Origin of the sequence: Methylosinus sp. C49 (genome assembly GCF_009936375.1) — a bacterium.
Lineage (GTDB): Bacteria > Pseudomonadota > Alphaproteobacteria > Rhizobiales > Beijerinckiaceae > Methylosinus.
Map to the genome: position 1 here is coordinate 765497 of NZ_AP022332.1, position 20684 is coordinate 786180.

Here is a 20684-nt window from a genome sequence, read left to right on the forward strand (position 1 = left end):
GCCCATGACGGATATCGCTCGTTCCTGTCTCGCCTTTTTCTGCTTCCTGCTCATCGCCTACGCCGTCAGCGAGGATCGGCGCCGCATTCCCTGGCGTGTCGTGGTCGGCGGGCTGGCGCTGCAATTCGCGGCGGCGCTGGTTCTCGTGCATTTCCCGCCGGCGAAGCAGGCCGTGCTGCTCGCCAATGACGCGGCGGAGGCGCTGCAAAAGGCGACGGAGGCCGGCTCGGGCTTCGTCTTCGGCTATCTCGGCGGCGGCCCCGCGCCTTTCGAGGAGAAGACGCCGGGCGCCGGCTTCATTCTCGCCTTCAAGGCGCTGCCCATGGTGCTGACCATCTCGGCGCTGGCCTCGCTGTTCTTTTATTGGGGCGTGATGCAGCGCGTCGCCGGCGGCTTCGCCTTTCTGCTGCGGCGCTCCATGGGGCTTTCCGGCGCGCTGGCGCTGGGCGCTTCCGTTCACATCTTCGTCGGCATGATCGAGGCGCCGCTGCTGATCCGCCCCTATCTCGCGCGCATGCAGCGCGGCGAGCTGTTCGCGCTGATGAGCTGCGGAATGGCCGGCGTCGCCGGCACGGTCATGGTGATCTACGCCGGCTTCGTCGCGCCTTTCCTGCCGGATGCGCTCGGCCATATTCTCATCGCCTCGGTGATCGCGACCCCGGCCGCCATAGCGGTCGCCGCGGTCATGTCGCCCTGGGATATCTACAAGGACAATGCCGAAGCGCGGCTCGCCGTGGAAAATCCCCCGACCGGCACGTTCGACGCCATCGTCAAAGGCGTCTCCGACGGCGTCGGACCGCTGGTCGGCATCATCAGCATGCTGCTGACGACGATCGCGCTGGTGACGCTGGTCGATATGGCGCTCGCGCATCTGCCGCAATTGGGCGGCGAGACGCCGAGCCTGCAGCTCGCTTTCGGCTATGCCTTCCGTCCCATCGTCTGGCTGATCGGCGTGCCCTGGAGCGAGACGCCGGCCGCCGCCGCGCTGATGGCGACGAAGACTGTGGTCAATGAGTTCGTCGCCTATCGCGACATGAGCGCGCTCGGCGCGGAGGCGCTGTCGCCGCGCAGCCGGCTGATCCTCACCTATGCGCTCTGCGGCTTCGCCAATTTCGGCAGCATGGGCATACTCGTCGGCGGGCTGAATGTGATGCTGCCGGGCCGGCGCGCGGAGATCACGCGTCTCGGCCTGCGCTCCATTCTCTCCGGCACGCTCGCCACCTGCATGAGCGCCACTTGCATGAGCGCCACGGCCGCCGGACTGCTGATCGGCGGCTGAAGGCCGCTCAGAAGCAGCCTTGCGCTTTCAGCTGCACGAGCCAGGCGCCGCAATCCGACCGGTGGCGGCGCCCGTGGGGGCCATGGCCCCACTCGTCCTCATATTCGTAGTGGCGATGACGCTCCCGCGCGCGCTCGTGGCGCACGCATTCATTGTAATTATTCTGCATCGCGAGACACAGCGGCACATTCGGCCCGGCCAGCGCCGCTCTGGGGGCGAAACCGTCGGTCAGCGAGACGATTCCGGCGAGGATGAGGGAGAGGAGAAGGATGCGCGCCATTTTGGAAGAAACCTTTCTGTCGGTCGCAGCACTAGCAGATTCGCTCACGCTGAGACAGCGCGGCCGCCTGTCGGACGCGTGCGCCGCGGGGCGGACGCCTATTGCTTCGGCCGCTCGCCGAAGTCTGAGAAGCGTTACCTTACGACCGCGTCTTTCGGGAAAAATTCCCGCGTTGAACGCGCCCTCTCTCGCCCTTTGCAATTCAAAAATGGTCGCGGATACAGAACACAAACAGACTGCATTCGCTGAGCGAGCATTTCGATGGCGACGCGAGGCCTCTATATATCGAAAAGCGCTTCCATGCGCCGATATTCGGGAAAAATGCCCAACCCTATCGCATAGGCGGTCATTCTTTCCCGACTGGCAAGCTTTCAGCGATCGTGCGGCGCCGATTCGCGTGATGTCACGTTCTCGTGCTCGAGAAAAAGTATGATATTTGCATATTGGTAACGCGCTATTCGATGAGTTTGCAGACGCTCGGGGCTCGCGCCCCCGGGGCGCATCGAGACGCGGCGGGTCCGCCGGCGAGACCGCAAAAAGCAGATGAGGGCGACGAGACAGCCGATGCGTGTGTTGATCGTCGAAGATCAGGCGGAGATCGCCGCTCTGCTGGCGGAAAAGCTCGCTCATTCCGGCTTTGTCGCGGATATCGTCGGCGCCATCGCCGAGGCCCGCGCGGCGATCGAGGCGGTCGAGTATGGCGTGATGCTGCTGGATCGGCGGTTGCCGGACGGCGATGGCGTCGCCATCATCCGCTCGGCGCGCGAGACTCGGCCGAACATTCGCGTGCTGATCGTTTCCGCAATGCGCGACATAGCCGAGATCGTCGACGGGCTCGACGCGGGGGCCGATGATTATCTCACCAAGCCTTTCGATCCTGCGGAGCTGACGGCGCGTATTCGCGCCATTCTGCGCCGGCCTGGACCACAGTCGGCGCCCTTCGCGCAGGTCGGAGCGCTCAGCTTCGAGCTCGACGAGCAGAGGGGCTTTATCAATGGCCGGCAGTTTCTGGCGCCCAAGCTGGAGCTCGTCCTGCTCGGCGCGCTGATGCGCCGCGCCGGTCTCGCGGTGACGCGCGCCGATCTTCTCGAGGAGATTTACGGCGCGCAGGGCGCCGATCAGGTCGACGCGCTGAAGATGCTGATCCACCGCCTGCGTCAGCGCCTGAAAAACCATGGCGCGCGCGCCGATATCCATGCTGCGCGCGGCATAGGCTATCTCATTCGGAGCGCCGAGGAGTGAAGATCATGCGAGCGCCGTCGGCGCAGCTCGTCGTCTGCCGGTTCCTGCGCGCGCTCGCCCGTCTCGCGTCTTTGCATCGCGTCGCCAGTGTGTCGTGCGGCGATCGGATGGATTGCCAAAATAAATCTTCTGGGCCAGTCTTGCGCCCGTCGCATTCGGTAATTGTTGGAAATTGCTTGTGCCGAGCATGAGATTTTCTCGGGAGGCGGCAGGCGCGCCGCGACGAACGGGCGCAACTCACGCCGCCGGGCGTCGCGCCCTTTGGAATTTTATTGCTCGGCGCCGAGAGCTCGCCGTGGCGCTGGCGGCGCTGGCGGCGCTGGCGGCGCTGGCGGTCTTCGGCTCGGCGGAGCTGCTCGACCCGGGGTCCTTCGATCTCGCCGGGCGATTCACGGTTCTCGTCGGCGATTTCGCCGCCGTGCTGGCGGTGGCCGCCGCTGTAGCGGCGCTCGCCTTGCTCGGCCGTCTTCGCTTGCGCTCCGAGAGGGACGCGGGCGACGCTTGCGCGCGCGCGCTATGGGAGAATGGGCCGGTCGCCGCTTTCTGCTGGGAGGAGAACGGCGAGGTGACGGACGGCAATGACGCGTTTCTCCGCGTGACCGGCTATGCGCGCGCCGATCTCGCCGCCCGCCGCATCGATTGGCGGGTCGCCACCCGGCTCCCGTCGCCGGCCGAGACCGGCGTGGAAACGGATTTCGTGCGCAAGGACGGCGCGCGCGTGCGGCTGCGGCTCCGTTTTGTCGCGCTCGACTCGCAAGGCGCGCGCGGCGTGGCTTTCGCGCAGGAGGCGGCGGAAACGCAGGAGCTGCGCCGGCAGGCGGAGCGGCTGAGGGCGTTGGAGCTGAGGGCCGTCGGCTTCGCGCATGACATCAATCAGCCGCTGACCGCGGCTGCGGCCTATCTGCAGGCGGCGCGCCGTCACGCGACGCTCGGCCCCGCGCGATCGGAGGATCAACTCGCGGCCATGGACCGCGCCGGCGCGCAATTATATCGCGCCGCGCGGCTCGTCGGCGACTGGCGCGAGCTGTTCGTTCACGAATCGTGCGCGCCGACGGAGGTCTCGTTGCATGCGCTGATCGGCGAGACGTGGGAGACCCTGCGCCGCGATCTCGGCGAGACCGTCGACGCCGAGCTGCGTCTGCGCGCCGCGCGCGATCTCGTGATCGGCGATCGAACGCAGATCGAGCAGGAGTTGGCCGATCTCTTTCGCGTGGCCGCGCGGGCGGCGATCGCCTCGTCGCACCGATTGATCGTCGCCACATCGGAGCGCGGCGACCAGATCATCATCGATATCCACGACGCTCGCGTTGCGCCGCTCGCGCCGCGTCCCGATCCATGCGCCGTGGCGCCGGCGGGCTCGCGCGCGCTCGTCCAGGCCGATGGGGCGGGATTCGCGCTGTCGGACGCGGATGTGGGCGGCTCCGCTTTTCGGCTCGCTCTGCCCCTGACCGACCGAGCCTGTGGATAATGGGGGCAGCCCGCCGTAGCCGCTCGCCTGTCATCGGGAAATGCTCATAATCTTTCGCCCTTCGAATTGAGGGGCGGATTATGGCTGCGCTGAAGCATTGTCTCGTCTCAGGGCAAGCCGCTGAAAGTAAAACTCATCGTCTGCGTGCTTAGTATTAGTACCAAGCAATGCCACTAAAAGTAATCTCCCTATGGTATAAGTACTAGTGTTACCTACGAGACACAGGCGTCGTCTTTCTGCTCGCGATCTATATTAGGTTGTTTCCTTTACGATCGGAGCGCGCTAAAGAAGAAGAGTAGTCGATCAATAGTGGATCAATTATTCCCCGACGGAATTTGCAACGGCGCAGGGGTTCGGCGTCTGCCGAACCCCTTTTTTCATGACGATCCGTCGGGCGCCGCAGGTTGCGGCGCCCGTTTTCTTTTGCGGAATATCATTGGGTCGCCTCGAGATGATCGCGCGCTGCGCGCTGCGAAGGTCGCCATGCGATCATATGTTTCTGGCGGCGCGATCCGATCATTGGACCGGATCGCGCTGTCGAATTTCGCCTTGCATTGAAGTTTGGATCAGAGGCCCTGCGGACGTCCGGCGATGGACACCAGCAGCTCGCCGTCGCCGAGCAGGCGCTTGGCCACGCGGCGGGCGTCGTCGAGCGTCACCGCGTCGATGCGGCCATTGCGCTCGTCGAGATAGGAGGGCGCGAAGCCGTCGAGCTGGAGATTGACCAGCTGGCCGGCGATCTTCGTCGATGTGTCGAAGCGCAGCGCATAGGAGCCGGTCAGATATTTCTTCGCCTTGTCGAGCTCGTCCGCGCTCGGCCCCGCATTGGCGAGATCGGCGAATTGGGCCTGGATCACCTCCAGCGATTCACGGGCGCGCTCGTTCTTCGTGGCCGCGCCGCCGACCAGCATGGCGCATTTGTCATATTCGTTGAGATGCGAATAGACCGAATAGGCGAGACCGCGCTTCTCGCGCACCTCGTTGAACAGCCGCGCCGTGAAGACGCCGCCGCCGAGGATGTGGTTGACCACCACAGCGCCGAAATAATCGGGATCATGCCGCTGCATGCCCGGACGGCCGAAGCGAATCGCCGATTGCGGCACGTCGAGATCGATGATGCGGCGCTCGCCGAGCGCGTGAATGTCGATCTCGGGCACGGGGGTGAGAAGGCTCTGCGCCGGCAGGGCGCCGAAGATCGCATCCAGCTTGGCGGCGAGCGTCGCCGCGTCTATGGCGCCGACGACGGCGATTTTCAGATCGCTGCGCGTCAGCAGGCGAATCCTCAACGCGTCGAGATCGTCGCGCGTCAGATTTTCGAGACTCTCCAGATCGCCGCGCACCGGCCGCCCATAGGGATGGTCGGGGAAGGCGGCCTCTCGGAAGGCCCTGGCGACCAGCGCATCGGGATCATTGGCGTCGCGCTTCAGCCCGGCGGCGATCTGGCCGCGCACGCGGTCGATCGCCTGTTGCTCGAGCCGTGGCTCGCAGAGCGCGACGCGCAGCAGCTCGAAAGCCTCGTCCTTATTGCGGGAGAGCGTCTGCATATGGCCGGAGATGGCGTCGCGGTCGCAGCCGAAGCCGAGCCGGATCGCCAGATCCTCTATGGCGAGGTGGAAGGCGCGGGCGTCATAGGGGCCGGCGCCCTCGTCGAGCAGCCCGGCGAGCAGCGTCGCGAGACCCGCCTTGCCGGCCGGATCCTGCGAGGCGCCGCCGCGCATAGCGAATTCGAGCGCGACGAGCGGAACGGCGTAGCTCTCGACGAGCCAGGCTTCGATCCCGCCGGGCGTGACGACGCGCTGAATGGTCTCGGCGCGGCTGCGCGCAGGCGCGATGGCGTGGGCTGTCATTGATTTACGCTCCGATATCAGGCGGCGAGCACGGCGTCTTTGGCTTCGGCTTCGTCCTGGCCCTCGGATTCGAGGAAGCCGGTGACGGCCCGGCGCTTGTGCAGCCATTTGCGGGCCGCGGCGGCGAGGTCGGCGGCGGAGACGGCGTCGATGCGGTCCGGCCAGGCGGCGACATCCTCCACCGCTAGGCCGGTGGCCAGCGATTCGCCATACCAGCGGGCGAGCGAGACCTGGCTGTCCTGCGCATAGACCGCCTCGGCGATGAGCCGGTTCTTAGCGCGTTTCAGATCGGCTTCGGCGATCTCGGCGGCGGCGAATTTGTCGATCGCCGCGCCGATGGCGTCGTCCAGCTGCTTCAGCGAGACGCCGGGCGCCGGCGTGGCGAAGACCCAAAAGCGCGTGTCGTCCAGCGCCGAGCCCATGTAATAGGCTCCCGCGTTGACGGCGAGCTTCTGCTCCACCACCAGAGAATCATACAGCACGCTGGACGGCCCGCCGCCCAGCACATGGCCGAGAACTTCCAGCGTCTCGGCCTCGCCGGGCGCGCCGGTCGTATAGGAGGGCACGAGGAAGACGCGCTCATGCGTCGGCTGCTCGACCTTCTCGTCGGCGAGCGTCACCAGGCGATGGGCGCGCGGCTCCGGCTCGCGCGGGCGCTTGCGGCTCGGCGCGTCGGCGCGCGCGGGAATGCGGCCATAGCTCTTCTCCGCCAGCTCGCGCACGGTCTCGAAATCCACATCGCCGGCGACGATGAGTATGGCGTTCTCGGGCGTGTAGAAGCGACGATAATAATGCAGCGCGTCCTCGCGGCCGAGCGTCTCGATCTCATGCCCCCAGCCGATGATCGGCGTGCCATAGGGGTGATGCGGGAACAGCGCCGCTTGCACCGCCTCGTCGAGCTGGGCGGAAGGGTCGTTCTCGGTGCGCATGCGGCGCTCCTCGAGCACCACCTCGCGCTCTGGCCCCACAATCTCGTCGGAGAGGACCAGATTCGTCATGCGATCGGCCTCGAACTCCATCAGCGTGCCGAGGTGCTCCTTGCCGATCCGCTGGAAATAGGCCGTGTAGTCATAGCTGGTGAAGGCGTTCTCCTGGCCGCCGAGCTCGGAGACGAGATTGGAGAACTCGCCCTGCGGATGGGCGTGCGTGCCCTTGAACATCAGATGCTCGAGGAAATGCGCGATGCCCGACTTGCCGAGCGGATCGTCGGCGGAGCCGTTGCGATACCAGACCATATGGGTGACGACCGGCGCGCGGCGGTCGGCGATGACGACGATCTCCATTCCATTGGCGAGGCGCGAATGGACGACCCCGGCAGCGGCGCTCTCGCTTTTGGCGGCTCCGGCGCGCGCGTCGATCTTGGCGGAGGCGGGGCTGGCGGCGTGATCGGCCGCGATCGCCTCGGCCCCCGGCTGTGTCATCGGCATGATAATCTTTCCTCGCTATAGCGCGTCCGGCGCTCGCCGGCCCGATCGAACCTCGGTCCGGCCGAGAGAATCCGGCCAGTTCAGTTCGGGCCAAGAGAATTCGGCGCCAGTTGGCCGCGGGCTTTCCCCGGACGCTTCGACGGAAGCATTCGACCTATATAAGCATGAATGCGAGGCATGTCAGGCGCCGCGCGCGATCCGGCCCGGCGCACAGGGCCATAGCGGGTCTGCGTCGCATGGCTTCGTCGACGAATGGCGAACGGCTCGCGTCGCCACGCCAGCGTTGCCGCAGCCGAAGCTCTCGGGCATCATCTTACCCTCGAATCGTCGATATTCGACGGCGCCGCGACCGATGCGCCGCAAGGGGGATCGCATGGCTTTCACACGACGTTCTTTTCTGGCCGGCCTCGCGGCCTGTCCGCTCTGCGCCGCCGCGGCACGCGCCGAGGGGGCGCATTGGACCTATGACGATCCGCAGCATTGGGGCGCGCATGACGAGGCGGCCAAGGCCTGCACGCTGGGCGCGGAACAATCGCCGATCGACCTCACCGATGCGGTGAAAGCGAACATTCGTCCGCCCAAGCTCGGCTGGAAGCCGCAGGCTTTCGAGATCGTCAACAACGGCCATACGATCCAGGCCAACGCCGCCGCCGGGAGCGGCGTCGCCGAGCTCGATGGACGCAAGTTCGAGCTGAAGCAGTTCCATTTCCACACGCCGAGCGAGCACGCCCTCGGCGGCAAGCGCCTCGCTATGGAGGCGCATTTCGTCCATGCCGGGGACAATGGCGATCTTCTGGTGGTCGGCTCCTTCCTCGTCGCCGGCGCGCCCAATAAGGCGCTAACCGCGCTGATGGCCGCCGCGCCGAAAGAGGAAGGCAAAGCCGCGCCGAAGGCGCCGATCGACGCCTCCGCATTGCTGCCGAAGGAAAAGAAAGTCTTCCGCTACGAGGGCTCGCTGACCACGCCGCCCTGCTCGGAGGTGGTGCATTGGAATGTCTTCGCCGAGCCGGTGACGGTGGCGAAGGCGGACATAGACGCCTTCAAGGCGCTGTTCCCGATGAACGCCCGCCCGCTGCAGCCGACGCATCGCCGCATCGTGCTGAGCGGCGGCTGAGCGGCGGGGCGCCGGATCGGCGGCTCAGGAGCCGCCGAAAAGGCTGCCGATCATGCCGATCGGATTGGTCCAGCCGGGCTTTTCCTCGGGTTCCTTCATGCCCTTGCCGCCCGCGACCTTCTGGCGATAGGCCTGCGGCGGCTCGGTCAGATAGGAGCGGGTCGAGGCCTCGCCGGAGCCGCGCGTCTTCGGTCCGACAGCGGAGCCGGGCTCGTCCGCGTCGGTGGCGATCGTGCAATGGCCGTCCGAGGCGGCGACGAGGCATTTGCGCGGGCCGTCGTGCTCGCCATTCTTGGAGCCGGCGACATTGGGATTCTCGTTGAGGCCCGGCTGGCGCGCCGGCGCGGGCGTTCCTTTGCGGCGCGCGATCTCCTGATCCACCGGCCAGGAGGCGGGCCGCTCGGCCTCCGCCTGCGGCGAGGGGAGCCCCTGGCGATTGGGCGGCACGACCAGCTTGGGATGCTCGCGGAAGACGATCTTCTGGCTCTCGTCCTCGTCGGAATAGACGCCGATGAAGCCGAGCACCGAGGTGAGCGTCGATTTGTCGTCATAGGCCGCGGCCGGGACGACGCCCGTTCCGCCGAGAAACACGAGCGCGAGCCCGACGCATGCCGGCGTGAGACGCAGAGAGGCTGTCGCCCGTTTCATCGCCCAGATCTCCTCCCATGGGCGCGGCCCCGTCCGAGAGCGCGCGCGATTCTAAACGAGCCGAATTGTTACGGCCAGCTTAACGGCATTTTAGAGGCGCGTGAGGCTCCGGGCCAGCCGAAATCGACACGAGAGCGTTTCCACCGAGTGGGCGCCGGTTCGGTGGAAACGCGTCAAAACAAAAAACCGAGAGCTTCATTGAAATGCAGAAAGCCTCTCGGGGCTATCCGGCGGCCGGCGTCGGCCGCGTGGCGCTGGTGCGAAAGCTCTCCAGCAGCAGCAGGACGACGCCGAGAAAAATCGCGGCGTCGGCGACGTTGAACACGTAATTGGCCAGCGGCCCCACCGGCAGGGCGGTGTGAAAGAAGAAGAAATCCGCCACCGCGCCGCGCGTCAGCCGGTCTACGACATTGCCGAGCGCCCCGCCCACCACCAGGCCGAGAGCCGCCGCGGTGAGCCGGCGCGGCGCCCGCCACAGCCAATAGCCGAGGCAGCCGACGATCGACAATTGGAACGCCACGAGCAGCGCGCGCGTCGCTCCGGTCTGCGAGGAGAGCAGCGAATAGGAGACGCCGAAATTCCACGACAGCACGAGATCGAGAAAGGGGGTGAGCCGGATCGGCTGGCGCAAGCCGATGTCGAAGACGTGCAGCATCCAGAATTTATGCGCCTGGTCGAGCGCCAGAGCGAGAACGACCGCCACGAGGCCGAAGGCGCGAGGCGCGGAAAACCAGGGGCGATAGACCAAGACGCTTCCTCTCATTTCGACGAAATGGTCACGCCCGAGGCGGCGACGAAGGGATAGGCGCAATCGCCGAAATTCACGACCTCTTTCGACACGGCGTGAATATCTTGCAGCAATTGTTGGAAATTTCCGCTCACCATGGTCTCGTTCAGGGCGTGCCGCAGCTCGCCATTCTCGATATAGAACGAGTTTTTCGCGATTCCAGAAAAATCCAGATTGTCATTGGGCGCGCCGCCGGAAAAGCGCGAGAACAGAATTCCGCGCTTCACCCCGGCGATCATGTCGGAAAGGCTGGTCTCGCCCGGCCGCACGCGGCTGTTGCGCACGCCCGCCGTCTGCGCCATGCCGAGCTTGCGCGAGAAGAAATAGCCGACGTAAAAATCCTTCAGCACGCCATTCTCGATGATCGGCAGATCGCGCGTCGGCACGCCGAATTCGTCGAAATCCGAGCCGTCGACGAAATCCGCGGAGCGCGGGGCGTTGTCGAGCGAGAATAAAGGGCTGGCGATGCGCTCGCCGCGCTTGTCCTTGAACGGCGAGGAGCCGGCGAGCAGCGCCGGGCCGGAAAGCGCGCCCGCGATGGAGGGCATCAGCCCGGTGAGGCAATGCGGCGTGACGATCACATCGCCGACGAATTTTCCCGTGACCGGCCGGCGCTCCAGCGAGCGCTCGCATTCCGCCATCAGCCGCCCGACGCCGGCGGCGTCATAGAGCGAGGCGAAGGGCCCGAAGGACCGTCCCCCCGCCGCGTTGAAAGATGTGGTGAGCGGCCCGTCCTTGGCCATGAACATGGCGCGAAAGCCGTGACCGCCGCGCCGCTCGCGCTGGCGCAGCCCGTTCGAATTGGCGAATTCGGTCTCTTGACTGGTGAAAGTGTAGAGGCAGTCGCGAAGACGCAGCAGCGGATGGCGCGCGGGCAGGCTCGCCAGAAATTCATCGACCTGCGCGCGCATGGCGGCGCGGTCCTGCGCCAAAGGCCCATGATCGCCGGGCGGCAGCGAGGGCGCCTCGGCGATGTCGTTCGCAGGATCGGCGACGCCCGCCTCGGCCGCCGTCGCCGCGGCGGCGATCGCCGCCTCCACCTCCTCCGGCCGGCGGCCGTTGAGCGTCGCGCCGCCGCGCTTGCCGTCGCGGAACACGGTGATCATCGTCGTCTCATTCTCGGTGGAGCGCACGAGATCGACGCTGCGATGATCGAATTCGATCTCGAAATAGCGCGTGCGGCTGCTCAGCGCCTGCGCCGCAGTGGCGCCGGCGTCTTTCGCTCGCGCGAGAATATGGTCGAGGAAGTCGTCCGTCGGCGCGCTCATCCGCGTCCTCCCAGAGTGACGCGGCATTTGATCGACGGGCCGCCCATGCCGACGGCGATCACCTGCTTCTTGCCGCACCAGCCGCCGCCCGCCGACCAGTGGAAATCATCGCCGACATGGGTGACGGTCTTCAGCATGTCGAAGGCGACGCCGGAGATGGTGGTGTCGCGAATCGCGCGGCCGAGCTTGCCGTCGCGAATCTCATAGCCGCAATTGACGCCGAACATGAATTCGCTCGTCGCATCCGCCTGGCCATTGGTGGAGCGCTTCAGATAATAGCCGCGCTCGATCGCGCCGATCATGTCGGAGAGCTTGTCGTTTCCCTTGGCGATGCAGGTGTTGCGCATGCGCACCAGCGGCTCGTCCTGAAAGGAGAAGGCGCGGGCGTTGCCGGCGGGCTCCGCGCCCAGCATTTGCGCGGTGCGCTTATTGTGCAGAAAGTTTTTCAGCACGCCATTCTCGATGATCGCCACATCGCGGCAGGGCGTGCCCTCGTCATCGACATGAATGGCGAAGGAGGATTTGCCGTCCGGCCCGCGGCCGCCGTAATCGCCGAGCGTGATCTTCTCGCTCGCCACCAGCTCGCCGAGATGATCGCCCGCGACCGAGCCCGCGAGCACGAGATCGGCCTCGCAAGTATGGCCGATCGCCTCATGGGCGAGAATTCCGGCGAGAGCGGAATCGAGCACGACATCGTGATCGCCGGCCTCGCATTGGCCGCCCTCGGCCTTGCGCCGCAAATTCTCGTGCAAATCCTCGAGCCAGGGCGCGAGATTCGCCTCGTCGAAGGATTGATCCTCTATCTCGCCGAATCCGCCGAGAATGTCATAGAGCTCGACGATTCCATCATTGGCGGCGACGCTCATCGAGACGACCAGCGCCGCGCGCGGCACGAAGGAATAGGTCGCCGCGCCGTCGCTATTGGCGAGGATCTTCTCGCTCGCATTGCTGGACAGAGCGATATCGACATTGACGAGGCCCGGATAGCGGGAGCGGATCGCCTCGTCGAGCCGTCGCACGATCTCGACGCGCTGCTCGGCCGAGAGCGGCGCGCGCTTGCTGCGATAATCATAGCTTCCGCTTCCGGCCGCGGTGGAGAGCCCGCCGCTCGCGGCATGGCCGCCGGCGAATTCCGCATTGTCCCTGGCCGTGGCGATGACGGCGGCAAGGCTGGCCTCGTCATCTGCGGGCGCGGCGGCGAAGCCGAAGGCGCCGTTATGATAGAGCCGCGCCGAGAGGCCGCTGTCGCGCGAGCGTCCATTGGCGAGCAGCACGCCTTTGCGCATCATGATGCGGGAGGAATGATTGGCGTGCCAGCGTAATTCCCCATAGGCGGGCAATTGCGCCGCGCGCGCGACGAGCCGGTCGAGCATGTTCGCGGCCTTTCGGGTGGATCGAGTCCGGCGCAATATAGCGGGGCGAAGCGGCGAGTAAAACGCGTCCTTCGTTTCGAGACGGCTCCTGCGACGCTTCTCGGCGAAAGGGGAGGCGCCGGCCATTCACCCGATCCCTTACATTGCGGAGCGAAGCGGAATATAATCTGCGACAAAGCCGCGCCGGCGTCCGTTTGACGGAGACGGGGCGCATCCCTATTTCGAGCGAGAAACCCTCGACCGCGAGACTTCAGGCGCGACAGCAAATGGCCATTCGTCCCATCATCACCCTGCCCGATCCGCGGCTGCGGCTCGTCTCCGAGCCGGTCGCGACCTTCGACGGCGAGCTCCAGCAGCTTCTCGACGATATGCTCGAGACCATGTACGAGGCCCCCGGCGTGGGCTTGGCGGCGATCCAGATCGCCGTGCCCAAGCGCATCGTGGTCGCCGACGCGACGCGCGGCGACGAGCCGAAGAATCCGATGTTCTTCATCAATCCCGAGATCGTCTGGGTCTCCGAGGAGCTGTTCGTCTATCAGGAGGGTTGCCTGTCGGTTCCCGATTATTACGAGGACGTGCAGCGCCCGGCGCGCGTGCGCGTGCGCTATCTCGACCGCACGGGCGCGACGCAGGAGATCGAGGCCGACGGGCTGCTGGCCACCGTGCTCCAGCACGAGATCGACCATCTCGAAGGCGGCCTCTTCATCGACCATCTCTCCCGGCTGAAGCGCGAGCGCGTGGTGAAGAAATTCGCCAAGGCCGCGGCGCGCGCCGCCCCCGTCGCCGACAAGGTCGAGGCGTAACGCCCAAATGCGCGTCGTCTTCATGGGCACGCCCGATTTCGCCGCGCCTCTGCTCCAGAAAATCATCGCCGATGGCCATCAGGTCGCGGCCGTCTATACGCGCGCGCCGGCCCCGGCCGGCCGCGGCATGGAGCTGAAGCTCTCGCCGGTCCATCGACTCGCCGAGACGCTCTCCATCCCCGTCTTCACGCCCAAGAGCTTCAAGAACGCCGAGACCATCGGCGCCTTCGCCGATCTCCACGCCGATGTGGCGGTGGTCGCCGCCTATGGGCTCATTCTGCCGCAGGCGGCGCTGGACGCGCCGCGTTTCGGCTGCCTCAATCTACATGGCTCGCTGCTGCCGCGCTGGCGCGGCGCGGCGCCGATCCAGCGCGCCGTCATGGCCGGCGACGCCGAGACCGGCGTCATGGTGATGAAGATGGAGGCCGGGCTCGACACCGGCCCCGTCGCCGCGGAGGCGCGCATCACGATCGGCGAGGATATGACGACGGGCGAATTGCACGACGCCCTCGCCGCCGCCGGCGCCGAGCTGATGGTCAAATCGCTGCGCGATCTCTCAGTGGGCGCCCTCTCCTTCACGCCGCAGAGCGAAGAGGGCGTGACTTACGCGCAAAAGATCGAGAAGAGCGAAAGCCGCATCGACTGGCGGCGCCCGGCGCGTGAGATTCACAATCGCGTGCGCGGGCTTTCGCCCTTTCCGGGAGCGTTCTTCGAGAGCGATCTCGGCCATGGCGTCGAGCGCGTGAAAGTGCTGCGTACAAAGCTCGAGACAGGCGAAGGCGCGCCCGGCGCGGCGCTCGACGACAAGGGCCTCATCGCCTGCGGCGAGGGCGCGCTCCGGCTCATCGAGGTGCAGCGCGGCGGCAAGGCGCCCATGGCCATTGCCGAATTTCTACGCGGCCGCCCGCTCGCGCCGGGCATGACGCTGGCGACGTAACCGCGATGGCGACATTTCAGAAGGCGGCGGCCCCATCTCCCTCTGGAGGGGGGAGGTCGATCGCGGCAGGCGAGCGGGAGGGGGTGACTCCCGAGTCTCGGGATTTCACCCCACCCCAGACGGTTGCGCCGTCCGACCCTCCCCCTGAAGGGGAGGGTGGGCGCGCCGCCTTCCGCTATGCGCTCACCATCGAATATGACGGCTCGCCTTTCGTCGGCTGGCAGCGGCAGGAGAATGGCGTCTCCGTGCAGCAGCGGCTCGAGGAGGCGGTTTCGGCGCTCGAGGCTGGCGCGCGACGCGTGCTGCATGGGGCCGGACGAACCGACGCCGGCGTGCATGCGCTGGGACAGGTCGGCCATGTCGATCTCTCGCGCGAGTGGCGCGAGGATCGGCTGCGCGACGCGCTCAACGCGCATTTGCGGCCGTCGCCGATCGCCGTGCTGGAGACCCGCCGCGTCGCGCCGACATTCGAGGCGCGCTTTTCGGCGATCCGCCGGCATTATCGCTATGTGATCGACAATCGCCGCGCGCCGCTGACGCTGCAACTCGGCCGCGCCTGGCATGTGAAGCGCCCACTGGACGCGCAGGCCATGCATGAGGCCGCGCAGGCGCTGGTCGGGCGGCATGATTTCACGACATTTCGCTCGACCGAATGTCAGGCCAACTCGCCGGTGCGGACGCTGGAGCAGCTCGACGTGCGGCGCATGGGCGACGTCATAGAGATCGTCGCCTCGGCGAGGTCGTTCCTGCACAATCAGGTGCGCTCGCTGGCCGGCTCTCTGGAGCATGTCGGCTCCGGCAGATGGAGCGCTAACGATCTGCGCGCGGCGCTCGAGGCGAAGGACAGGACCCGCTGCGGTCAGGTCGCCCCGCCGCATGGGCTCTATCTCGTCGCCGTCGATTATTGAGCGCCTTTTCGACCTACTCGATGCCCGCCTCACGATTGCGCATGTTGATGGCCTTGCGCAGCTGCTCGTTGATCGCGACCGGATCGGTCGGCGAGGGCTTGGCCTGCAGCAGCGCGCCGCGCACCAGGGAGGCCTCCTCGGCCGTCAGAACCACCGGGCCGGCCATGAAGGCCGCATTGGGCAGCGTGTGCAGAATCCTCAAGCGATTGGGATGGTCCTTGACCTCGACGACGCGATCGGCGACCGGCTTGCCGTCCACACAGACATAAGGACCGATGACTTCGACTTTGTGGCCATCGTCGGTATTTCTGATGAAAGTCGTTTGCATTGTCGTCGCCACTCGTGCTGGATTGAACTTCGCGCAAAAAGGCAGCAAGTTTCGTGCCGCCTGGCGCAGCCGCCCGAGCGAGAGACAGAACCCATTCCCGCCGCGCCGACGAGCGCGAAACCGACATAGAGCCGCAAGATCGAGCCCCGCCATGACCGAGGAAGGAAAGAAAAGCCGCCAGCCGCTGCCGCCGCCCAAGAAGAACGCCGCGGCGCTCGCCGCCGCGCTCAGGGCCAATTTGCGCCGACGCAAGGCGGCCGCGCAATCGCCCGGCGAGGGTGAGACCGGACCTGCGCCGAAGACGACGCCTTCGGGCTGATCCGACGCCTCACGATTCGGCGTCGCCCGCCTCGTCGCGGCGGAAGGGCAGGCTCGCCTCATAATCGGCGATCGCTTCGTCCACGGCCACTTTCTCGCGCGAGAGAAACTCGACCACCGCGGTTCGCAGCCGCGCGTCGGCGAAATCATGCGCCGAATGGGTGGGGACGGGCCGATAGCCGCGCGCCAGCTTGTGCTCGCCCTGGGCGCCGGCCTCCACGCGCTTGTAGCCGTGGCGAATGGCGTATTCGATCGCCTGATAATAGCAGACCTCGAAATGCAGAAAGGGCCGCTCCTCCAGCGCGCCCCAATTGCGGCCGTAAATGGCGTCGTCGCCGAGAAAATTGATCGCTCCGGCGATGTAATGCCCCTCGCGCCGCGCCATCACCAGCAGGATGCGGTCCGCCATGGTCTCGCCGATGCGATCGAAGAAATCGCGCGTCAGATAGGGCCGTCCCCATTTGCGCGCGCCCGTGTCCATATAGAAGGCGTAGAATTTCTCCCAATGCGCGGGCTCTATGTCCGCCCCGGTCAGAAGATCGATCGAGACGTCGTCGCCCAGCGCGTCGCGGCGCTCGCGCTTGATCGTCTTGCGCTTGCGCGAGGAGAGCGCGGCGAGGAAATCGTCGAACTCGAGGTAGCCTTCGTTGAAGAAATGGAACTGCTCGCCGGCGCGCGGCGCGAAGCCCTCGGCCGCCAGCGCGCCGACCTCGCCCTCTGTCGCGAAGGTGACATGGATGGAGGAGGCCTCCGCCGCCTGCCGCAGCGCGCGCAGCGCATGGATCAGGCCCGGCAGCGCGCCCTCCGGCGCATCGCGGGCGACGAGCAGCCGCCGCCCCGTCGCCGGGGTGAAGGGAACCGCCACCTGCACCTTGGGATAATAGCGCCCGCCGGCGTTCTCATAGGCCTGAGCCCAGCCGAAATCGAAGACATATTCGCCCATGCTGTGCATCTTCACATAAGAGGGCGCGGCGGCGACGAGGCGGCCTTCGGCGTCTTCAAGAATGGTGTAGAGCGGCGTCCAGCCGCTGCGCCCGCCGACCGATTTCGAACGCTCCAACGCCAGCAGGAAGGCGCTGGAAATAAAGGGATTGTGCCGCTCGCCACCGGCCTCATCGGCGGTGAGGCCGGGCGGATTGGCGAGCGCGTCCCAGGCCGCGGCGTCGATCTGCTCGAGCGTGGGGATGAAACGGGCCGTCAGACGAGTGGAGGACGTCCTTTGATCTGAGCACATGGCGCCCGCGGTTTTGAAAGAGAGCTGCACACTCTACGCAAAGCGAAAGATGTTCCAATCGGCTTTTTGCTCGCGCGCCGCCGGTACGGTTATTGCTTCAAAAATAGGCGCCTACCCGCCGACGAGAGGAATGGACGAGGGAACGAATGCCGCTCTACTCCTATGAATGCCAAGATTGCCATGCGGAGTTCGAACTGCTGATCAGCGCTTCGGACACGCCCGTCTGCCCGTCCTGCGGAAGCGAGAAATTGCAGCAGCAGGTCGCCAAAATCTGCGTCGAGATCAAATATCCCGCCATCGCCAAATCCTGGCGCAAGGCGGCCGCCGCCGAGGGCGAGCTGTCCAATTTCAGCAAGAAGGAAATTCAAGCGAAGCCGAAGAGCTGAGGAAGCGCCTTCGGCTCTTTCGCTCACGCCGGCTCGACCTTCGACCGAGTTCACGTCATAGCTCATCGAGCGATCCAAAAGGCGAGGGGGAGCGGGCGTGAGCGAGCCGAACGAGGCGCAATCCGCGCTGTGGAACAAGCGCGGCGGCGAAATATGGGTCGAGCAGCAGCCCATGCTCGACCGGCTGTTTCAGCCTTTTGCGGACCTATTGGCCGAGACGGTGAGAGCCGCCGGCGTCCGGCGCGTGCTGGACATAGGTTGCGGCGCAGGGGCCACGACGCTGTCGGCGGCCGAGCGTCTGGGCGACGGACAATGCGTCGGCCTCGATATCTCATCCACCATGATCGAGGCCGCCCGGCGGCGGGCGCAAGCCTCAGGCCTCGGCAATATCGGCTTTGTCGTCGCCGACGCGCAAACCTATGAGCTCGAGCCTGCGCAATTCGACGCGATCATCTCGCGCTTCGGCGTGATGTTCTTCGCCGATCCGCGGGCGGCCTTCGCCAATCTGCGGCTTGCGGCGGCGCCCGGCTGCCGGCTCGTCTTCATCGCCTGGCGCGGGCCGCAGGACAATCCTTTCATGCTCGCCGGCGAGCGCGCGGCTTCCGCTTTTCTCCCCGAGCTTTCATCCTTCGATCCCGAAGCGCCCGGCCGCTTCGCTTTCGCCGATGCGCAGCGCGTGCGCGGCATTCTCGCGGACGCCGGATGGGAGCGGATAGAGATCGCCCCGCTCGACGTCGCCTGCGCGCTGAAAGAGCAAGAGCTCGACGTCTACGCCACGCGCATGGGCAAGCTCGGCCAATTGCCGCCCGACCTCGACGAGGCGATGCGCGCCCAAATCTACGAGGCGGCGCGGCGCGCCTACGACCCTTATGTCACAGCCGGCGAGGCGCGATTTCCCGCCGCCTGCTGGCGAGTCGAGGCGCGCGCCGGGTGACGGCGCGGCGTGGGCATGCTAAGCGCGCACATGCTCGAAGGACTTCCCCCCAATGGCGCCAGCCACGGCCTGCGCCTCGTCTGCGACCAGAAAACCGCGCGCGCCATCGCCGATCTCGTGGTCGAGACTTTCGACCCGGCCGAGACCGCGGCCACGGCTTTCGAGGAGCCGGATGAAAAAAGCTGGGCCGTCGAGGTCTATTTCGGCGATCCGCCCGACGAAGCGCAGATCCGCACGCTGATCGAGGCCGCCGCCGGCGCGGAGGCCGCCGCGGCCGCGCAATTTTTCGAGATTTCGCAGAAGGATTGGGTGGGCGCCTCGCTCGAGGGGCTGCGGCCGGTGCGCGCCGGACGATTCCTGGTCCATGGCTCGCATGATCGCGGCCGCGTCGGCGCGAGCGACATCGGCATAGAGATAGAGGCGGCGCTGGCCTTCGGCACCGGCCATCACGGCACCACGCTCGGCTGCCTGCTGACTCTCGCGGAAATCTGCAAGCAGCGGCGCCCACAGAATGTGCTGGATGTCGGGACCGGCACCGGCGTGCTCGCCATCGCCGCCGCGCGCCTGCTGCGACAGCCCATCGCCTGCGGCGATATCGATCCTGTGGCGGTGGAGACGGCGGGCGTCAACGCGCGCTTCAACGGCGTCGGCGATCTGGTGCGGCCTGTCGTCGCCGTCGGCGTGCGCCATCCGGCGCTGGCGCCAGACCGTTATGATCTGATCTTCGCCAATATTCTCGCCAAGCCGCTGCGCCTGCTCGCGCCCAAGATCGCCGCCGTCGCCGCGCCGGGCGCCGAGCTCGTTCTCTCCGGCCTGCTGGCGCGCGATGTGCCGGGCGTGCTCTCGGCCTATCGCGCGCAGGGCTTTTCGTTGGCGAGGCGCCGCGACATAGACGGTTGGGCGACCCTGCTGCTGCGCAGCGGCGGCGCCGCGCCCCGGCCCGATTGGCGCCTGCCCGACGACGACGAGGACTGAAGGATCTTCGGCGCGTGATCGCCGGAGGAGGCGTTTTCACCTCCCCCTCGAGGGGGGAGGTCGAGCGCGAATGCGCTCGGGAGGGGGTGACGCCCCGAGTCTTTGCCGTTGAACCCCACCCCGTCCGGCCATAGGGCGTTCTAAAAGAACGCCCGTCGCAAGCGCCGGGCTGCTCGCCGGCCGACCCTCCCCCTGAAGGCGAGGGTGGATGCGCCTTTTCCGGCGTTCGTCCGATTGCCCATGGATATCTATGCGCTCGAGCTCGGCTGCGGCCCGAAGCGTAAAACGCAGCTTCACAGCCCGTGCTTCGCCCAAATGGCCCGGATTTGCTCCTCGGTGGCGAATTCGTCGCGCTCCGCCTCGGCGAAAGATTCGTCGAAGGAGGCCTCTTCTTCCGCGGTCAGTCGAATGAGACCGGGCTCGCCCCCGGTGAGCGCCATGATGACGCGCGCGAGATCGTCCTGCATCGCCGCCGGCAGAGTGCGCGCCGCCGCGACGGCCTCGTCGAGAAGTTTGGTCATAAAAGCTATTCTAGCGCGAGGCGTGAGGCGCAGGAAGCGGCTTCGATTCGCAAATCGGCGCGCGCCTTGCTACGCGAGATGCGACGAAAGAGGATGCGACCGCGACCATGGCGCTGACGATCCGCCGGCTCACGACCGCCGACGCCGCCGAATTCCACGCTCTGCGGCAGGAGGGATTTCGCCTGCACGAGCGGGAATTCCGCTTCGCGCCGGAGGATGAGGCGCATCTTGCGCTCGAGGATGTCGCAGCGCGGCTGGCGCGCGATTTCGTCGTCGGCGCATTCGAGGGCGAAACGCTGCAGGGCGTCGCCGGTCTCGCGGGCTTCGCCGGCGCCAAGACGAAGCACAAGGCGCTGCTCTGGGGCATGTATCTGCGCGAGCGCCACAGAGGCGAGGGGAGCGCCGACGCGCTGATGGCCGCGCTGATGGAACACGCGCGCGCGACATATGAGATCGTCACGCTGACAGTGATGCGCGACAATGGCAGAGCGCTGCGTTTCTACGAGCGTTGGGGATTCATTGTCTATGGAGTGGAGCCCGCCTCCGTGAAGACGGCGGAGGGACATTATCTCGACGAAGCGCTGATGGCGCTGCGGCTCGATTGAGC

At 66.4% G+C, this 20684-nt stretch carries 22 protein-coding genes; 12 read left to right on the plus strand and 10 right to left on the minus strand.

Annotated elements, in window-relative coordinates; translation table 11 throughout:
* Positions 1-4: 4 nt before the first annotated feature.
* Positions 5-1279, plus strand: coding sequence for a nucleoside transporter C-terminal domain-containing protein (locus GYH34_RS03575; protein WP_161912387.1), 1275 nt, complete (start codon positions 5-7; stop codon positions 1277-1279).
* Between the two features lie 7 nt (positions 1280-1286).
* On the opposite strand, the gene GYH34_RS03580 is transcribed toward GYH34_RS03575, so the two are convergent.
* Positions 1287-1559, minus strand: coding sequence for a hypothetical protein (locus GYH34_RS03580; protein ID WP_161912388.1), 273 nt, complete (start codon positions 1557-1559; stop codon positions 1287-1289).
* A 564-nt stretch (positions 1560-2123) separates the two neighbouring features.
* Here GYH34_RS03580 and GYH34_RS03585 point away from each other — a divergent pair.
* Together GYH34_RS03585 and GYH34_RS03590 are read left to right on the plus strand one after the other, a co-directional pair.
* Entirely contained in the window at positions 2124-2801 is a 678-nt protein-coding gene (locus tag GYH34_RS03585) for a response regulator transcription factor (protein ID WP_161912389.1), read from the plus strand.
* 295 nt (positions 2802-3096) lie between these two features.
* Positions 3097-4269 carry a PAS domain-containing protein gene (locus GYH34_RS03590; protein WP_161912390.1) on the plus strand — a complete coding sequence of 391 codons (1173 nt, stop codon included), beginning with the start codon at positions 3097-3099 and terminating at the stop codon, positions 4267-4269.
* Between the two features lie 566 nt (positions 4270-4835).
* On the opposite strand, the gene GYH34_RS03595 is transcribed toward GYH34_RS03590, so the two are convergent.
* The gene (locus GYH34_RS03595; RefSeq protein WP_161912391.1) at positions 4836-6116 is read right to left on the minus strand and encodes a pitrilysin family protein; all 1281 of its coding nucleotides are present in this window, start codon (positions 6114-6116) and stop codon (positions 4836-4838) included.
* Between the two features lie 17 nt (positions 6117-6133).
* On the minus strand, positions 6134-7543 hold the full coding sequence (locus GYH34_RS03600; protein ID WP_161912392.1) for a pitrilysin family protein: 1410 nt from the start codon (positions 7541-7543) through the stop codon (positions 6134-6136).
* Positions 7544-7916: 373 nt separating this feature from the next.
* Between GYH34_RS03600 and GYH34_RS03605 the strand changes: the two genes are divergently transcribed.
* Positions 7917-8657, plus strand: coding sequence for a carbonic anhydrase family protein (locus GYH34_RS03605; protein WP_161912393.1), 741 nt, complete (start codon positions 7917-7919; stop codon positions 8655-8657).
* A gap of 24 nt (positions 8658-8681) precedes the next feature.
* On the opposite strand, the gene GYH34_RS03610 is transcribed toward GYH34_RS03605, so the two are convergent.
* From GYH34_RS03610 to GYH34_RS03625, 4 genes are all read right to left on the minus strand, one after another.
* Positions 8682-9305 carry a hypothetical protein gene (locus GYH34_RS03610; protein WP_161912394.1) on the minus strand — a complete coding sequence of 208 codons (624 nt, stop codon included), beginning with the start codon at positions 9303-9305 and terminating at the stop codon, positions 8682-8684.
* Between the two features lie 223 nt (positions 9306-9528).
* On the minus strand, positions 9529-10053 hold the full coding sequence (gene lspA / locus GYH34_RS03615) for a signal peptidase II (RefSeq protein WP_244635253.1): 525 nt from the start codon (positions 10051-10053) through the stop codon (positions 9529-9531).
* Between the two features lie 11 nt (positions 10054-10064).
* Positions 10065-11360, minus strand: coding sequence for a metallopeptidase TldD-related protein (locus GYH34_RS03620; protein ID WP_161912396.1), 1296 nt, complete (start codon positions 11358-11360; stop codon positions 10065-10067).
* The gene (locus GYH34_RS03625; RefSeq protein WP_161912397.1) at positions 11357-12733 is read right to left on the minus strand and encodes a TldD/PmbA family protein; all 1377 of its coding nucleotides are present in this window, start codon (positions 12731-12733) and stop codon (positions 11357-11359) included. The genes GYH34_RS03620 and GYH34_RS03625 overlap by 4 nt, the downstream gene beginning before the upstream one ends.
* A 266-nt stretch (positions 12734-12999) precedes the next feature.
* Here GYH34_RS03625 and def point away from each other — a divergent pair, with 266 nt between their 5' ends.
* From def to truA, 3 genes are all read left to right on the plus strand, one after another.
* Positions 13000-13536: a peptide deformylase gene (def, locus tag GYH34_RS03630; RefSeq protein WP_161912398.1), complete on the plus strand. Its 537-nt coding sequence runs from the start codon at positions 13000-13002 to the stop codon at positions 13534-13536.
* A gap of 7 nt (positions 13537-13543) precedes the next feature.
* Positions 13544-14473 carry a methionyl-tRNA formyltransferase gene (gene fmt, locus GYH34_RS03635; RefSeq protein WP_161912399.1) on the plus strand — a complete coding sequence of 310 codons (930 nt, stop codon included), beginning with the start codon at positions 13544-13546 and terminating at the stop codon, positions 14471-14473.
* Positions 14474-14661: 188 nt separating this feature from the next.
* Positions 14662-15381 carry a tRNA pseudouridine(38-40) synthase TruA gene (gene truA / locus GYH34_RS03640; protein ID WP_161914872.1) on the plus strand — a complete coding sequence of 240 codons (720 nt, stop codon included), beginning with the start codon at positions 14662-14664 and terminating at the stop codon, positions 15379-15381.
* A 13-nt stretch (positions 15382-15394) separates the two neighbouring features.
* Here truA and GYH34_RS03645 read toward each other — a convergent pair whose 3' ends face one another.
* Complete coding sequence (locus tag GYH34_RS03645; RefSeq protein WP_161912400.1) at positions 15395-15709, minus strand: hypothetical protein; 315 nt, start codon at positions 15707-15709, stop codon at positions 15395-15397.
* 151 nt (positions 15710-15860) lie between these two features.
* Between GYH34_RS03645 and GYH34_RS21710 the strand changes: the two genes are divergently transcribed.
* Positions 15861-16028: a hypothetical protein gene (locus GYH34_RS21710; RefSeq protein WP_174242358.1), complete on the plus strand. Its 168-nt coding sequence runs from the start codon at positions 15861-15863 to the stop codon at positions 16026-16028.
* Between the two features lie 9 nt (positions 16029-16037).
* Here the strand turns inward: GYH34_RS21710 and GYH34_RS03650 are convergent, their stop codons facing one another.
* On the minus strand, positions 16038-17261 hold the full coding sequence (locus tag GYH34_RS03650; RefSeq protein ID WP_161912401.1) for a GNAT family N-acetyltransferase: 1224 nt from the start codon (positions 17259-17261) through the stop codon (positions 16038-16040).
* 146 nt (positions 17262-17407) lie between these two features.
* Here GYH34_RS03650 and GYH34_RS03655 point away from each other — a divergent pair, with 146 nt between their 5' ends.
* The 3 genes from GYH34_RS03655 (at position 17408) to GYH34_RS03665 (ending at position 19556) form a co-directional block, all read left to right on the plus strand.
* Entirely contained in the window at positions 17408-17647 is a 240-nt protein-coding gene (locus GYH34_RS03655; protein WP_161912402.1) for a zinc ribbon domain-containing protein, read from the plus strand.
* A 97-nt stretch (positions 17648-17744) separates the two neighbouring features.
* Positions 17745-18581, plus strand: a complete 837-nt coding sequence (locus GYH34_RS03660) for a class I SAM-dependent methyltransferase (RefSeq protein WP_197745444.1) — start codon at positions 17745-17747, stop codon at positions 18579-18581.
* A gap of 30 nt (positions 18582-18611) precedes the next feature.
* A complete protein-coding gene (locus GYH34_RS03665) occupies positions 18612-19556 on the plus strand; it encodes a 50S ribosomal protein L11 methyltransferase (RefSeq protein ID WP_161912403.1) in 945 nt (314 codons plus the stop codon).
* A 293-nt stretch (positions 19557-19849) separates the two neighbouring features.
* Here GYH34_RS03665 and GYH34_RS03670 read toward each other — a convergent pair whose 3' ends face one another.
* Entirely contained in the window at positions 19850-20077 is a 228-nt protein-coding gene (locus GYH34_RS03670; protein WP_161912404.1) for a hypothetical protein, read from the minus strand.
* 107 nt (positions 20078-20184) lie between these two features.
* Here GYH34_RS03670 and GYH34_RS03675 point away from each other — a divergent pair, with 107 nt between their 5' ends.
* Positions 20185-20682: a GNAT family N-acetyltransferase gene (locus tag GYH34_RS03675; RefSeq protein WP_174242359.1), complete on the plus strand. Its 498-nt coding sequence runs from the start codon at positions 20185-20187 to the stop codon at positions 20680-20682.
* The last annotated feature ends 2 nt before the right edge of the window (positions 20683-20684 follow it).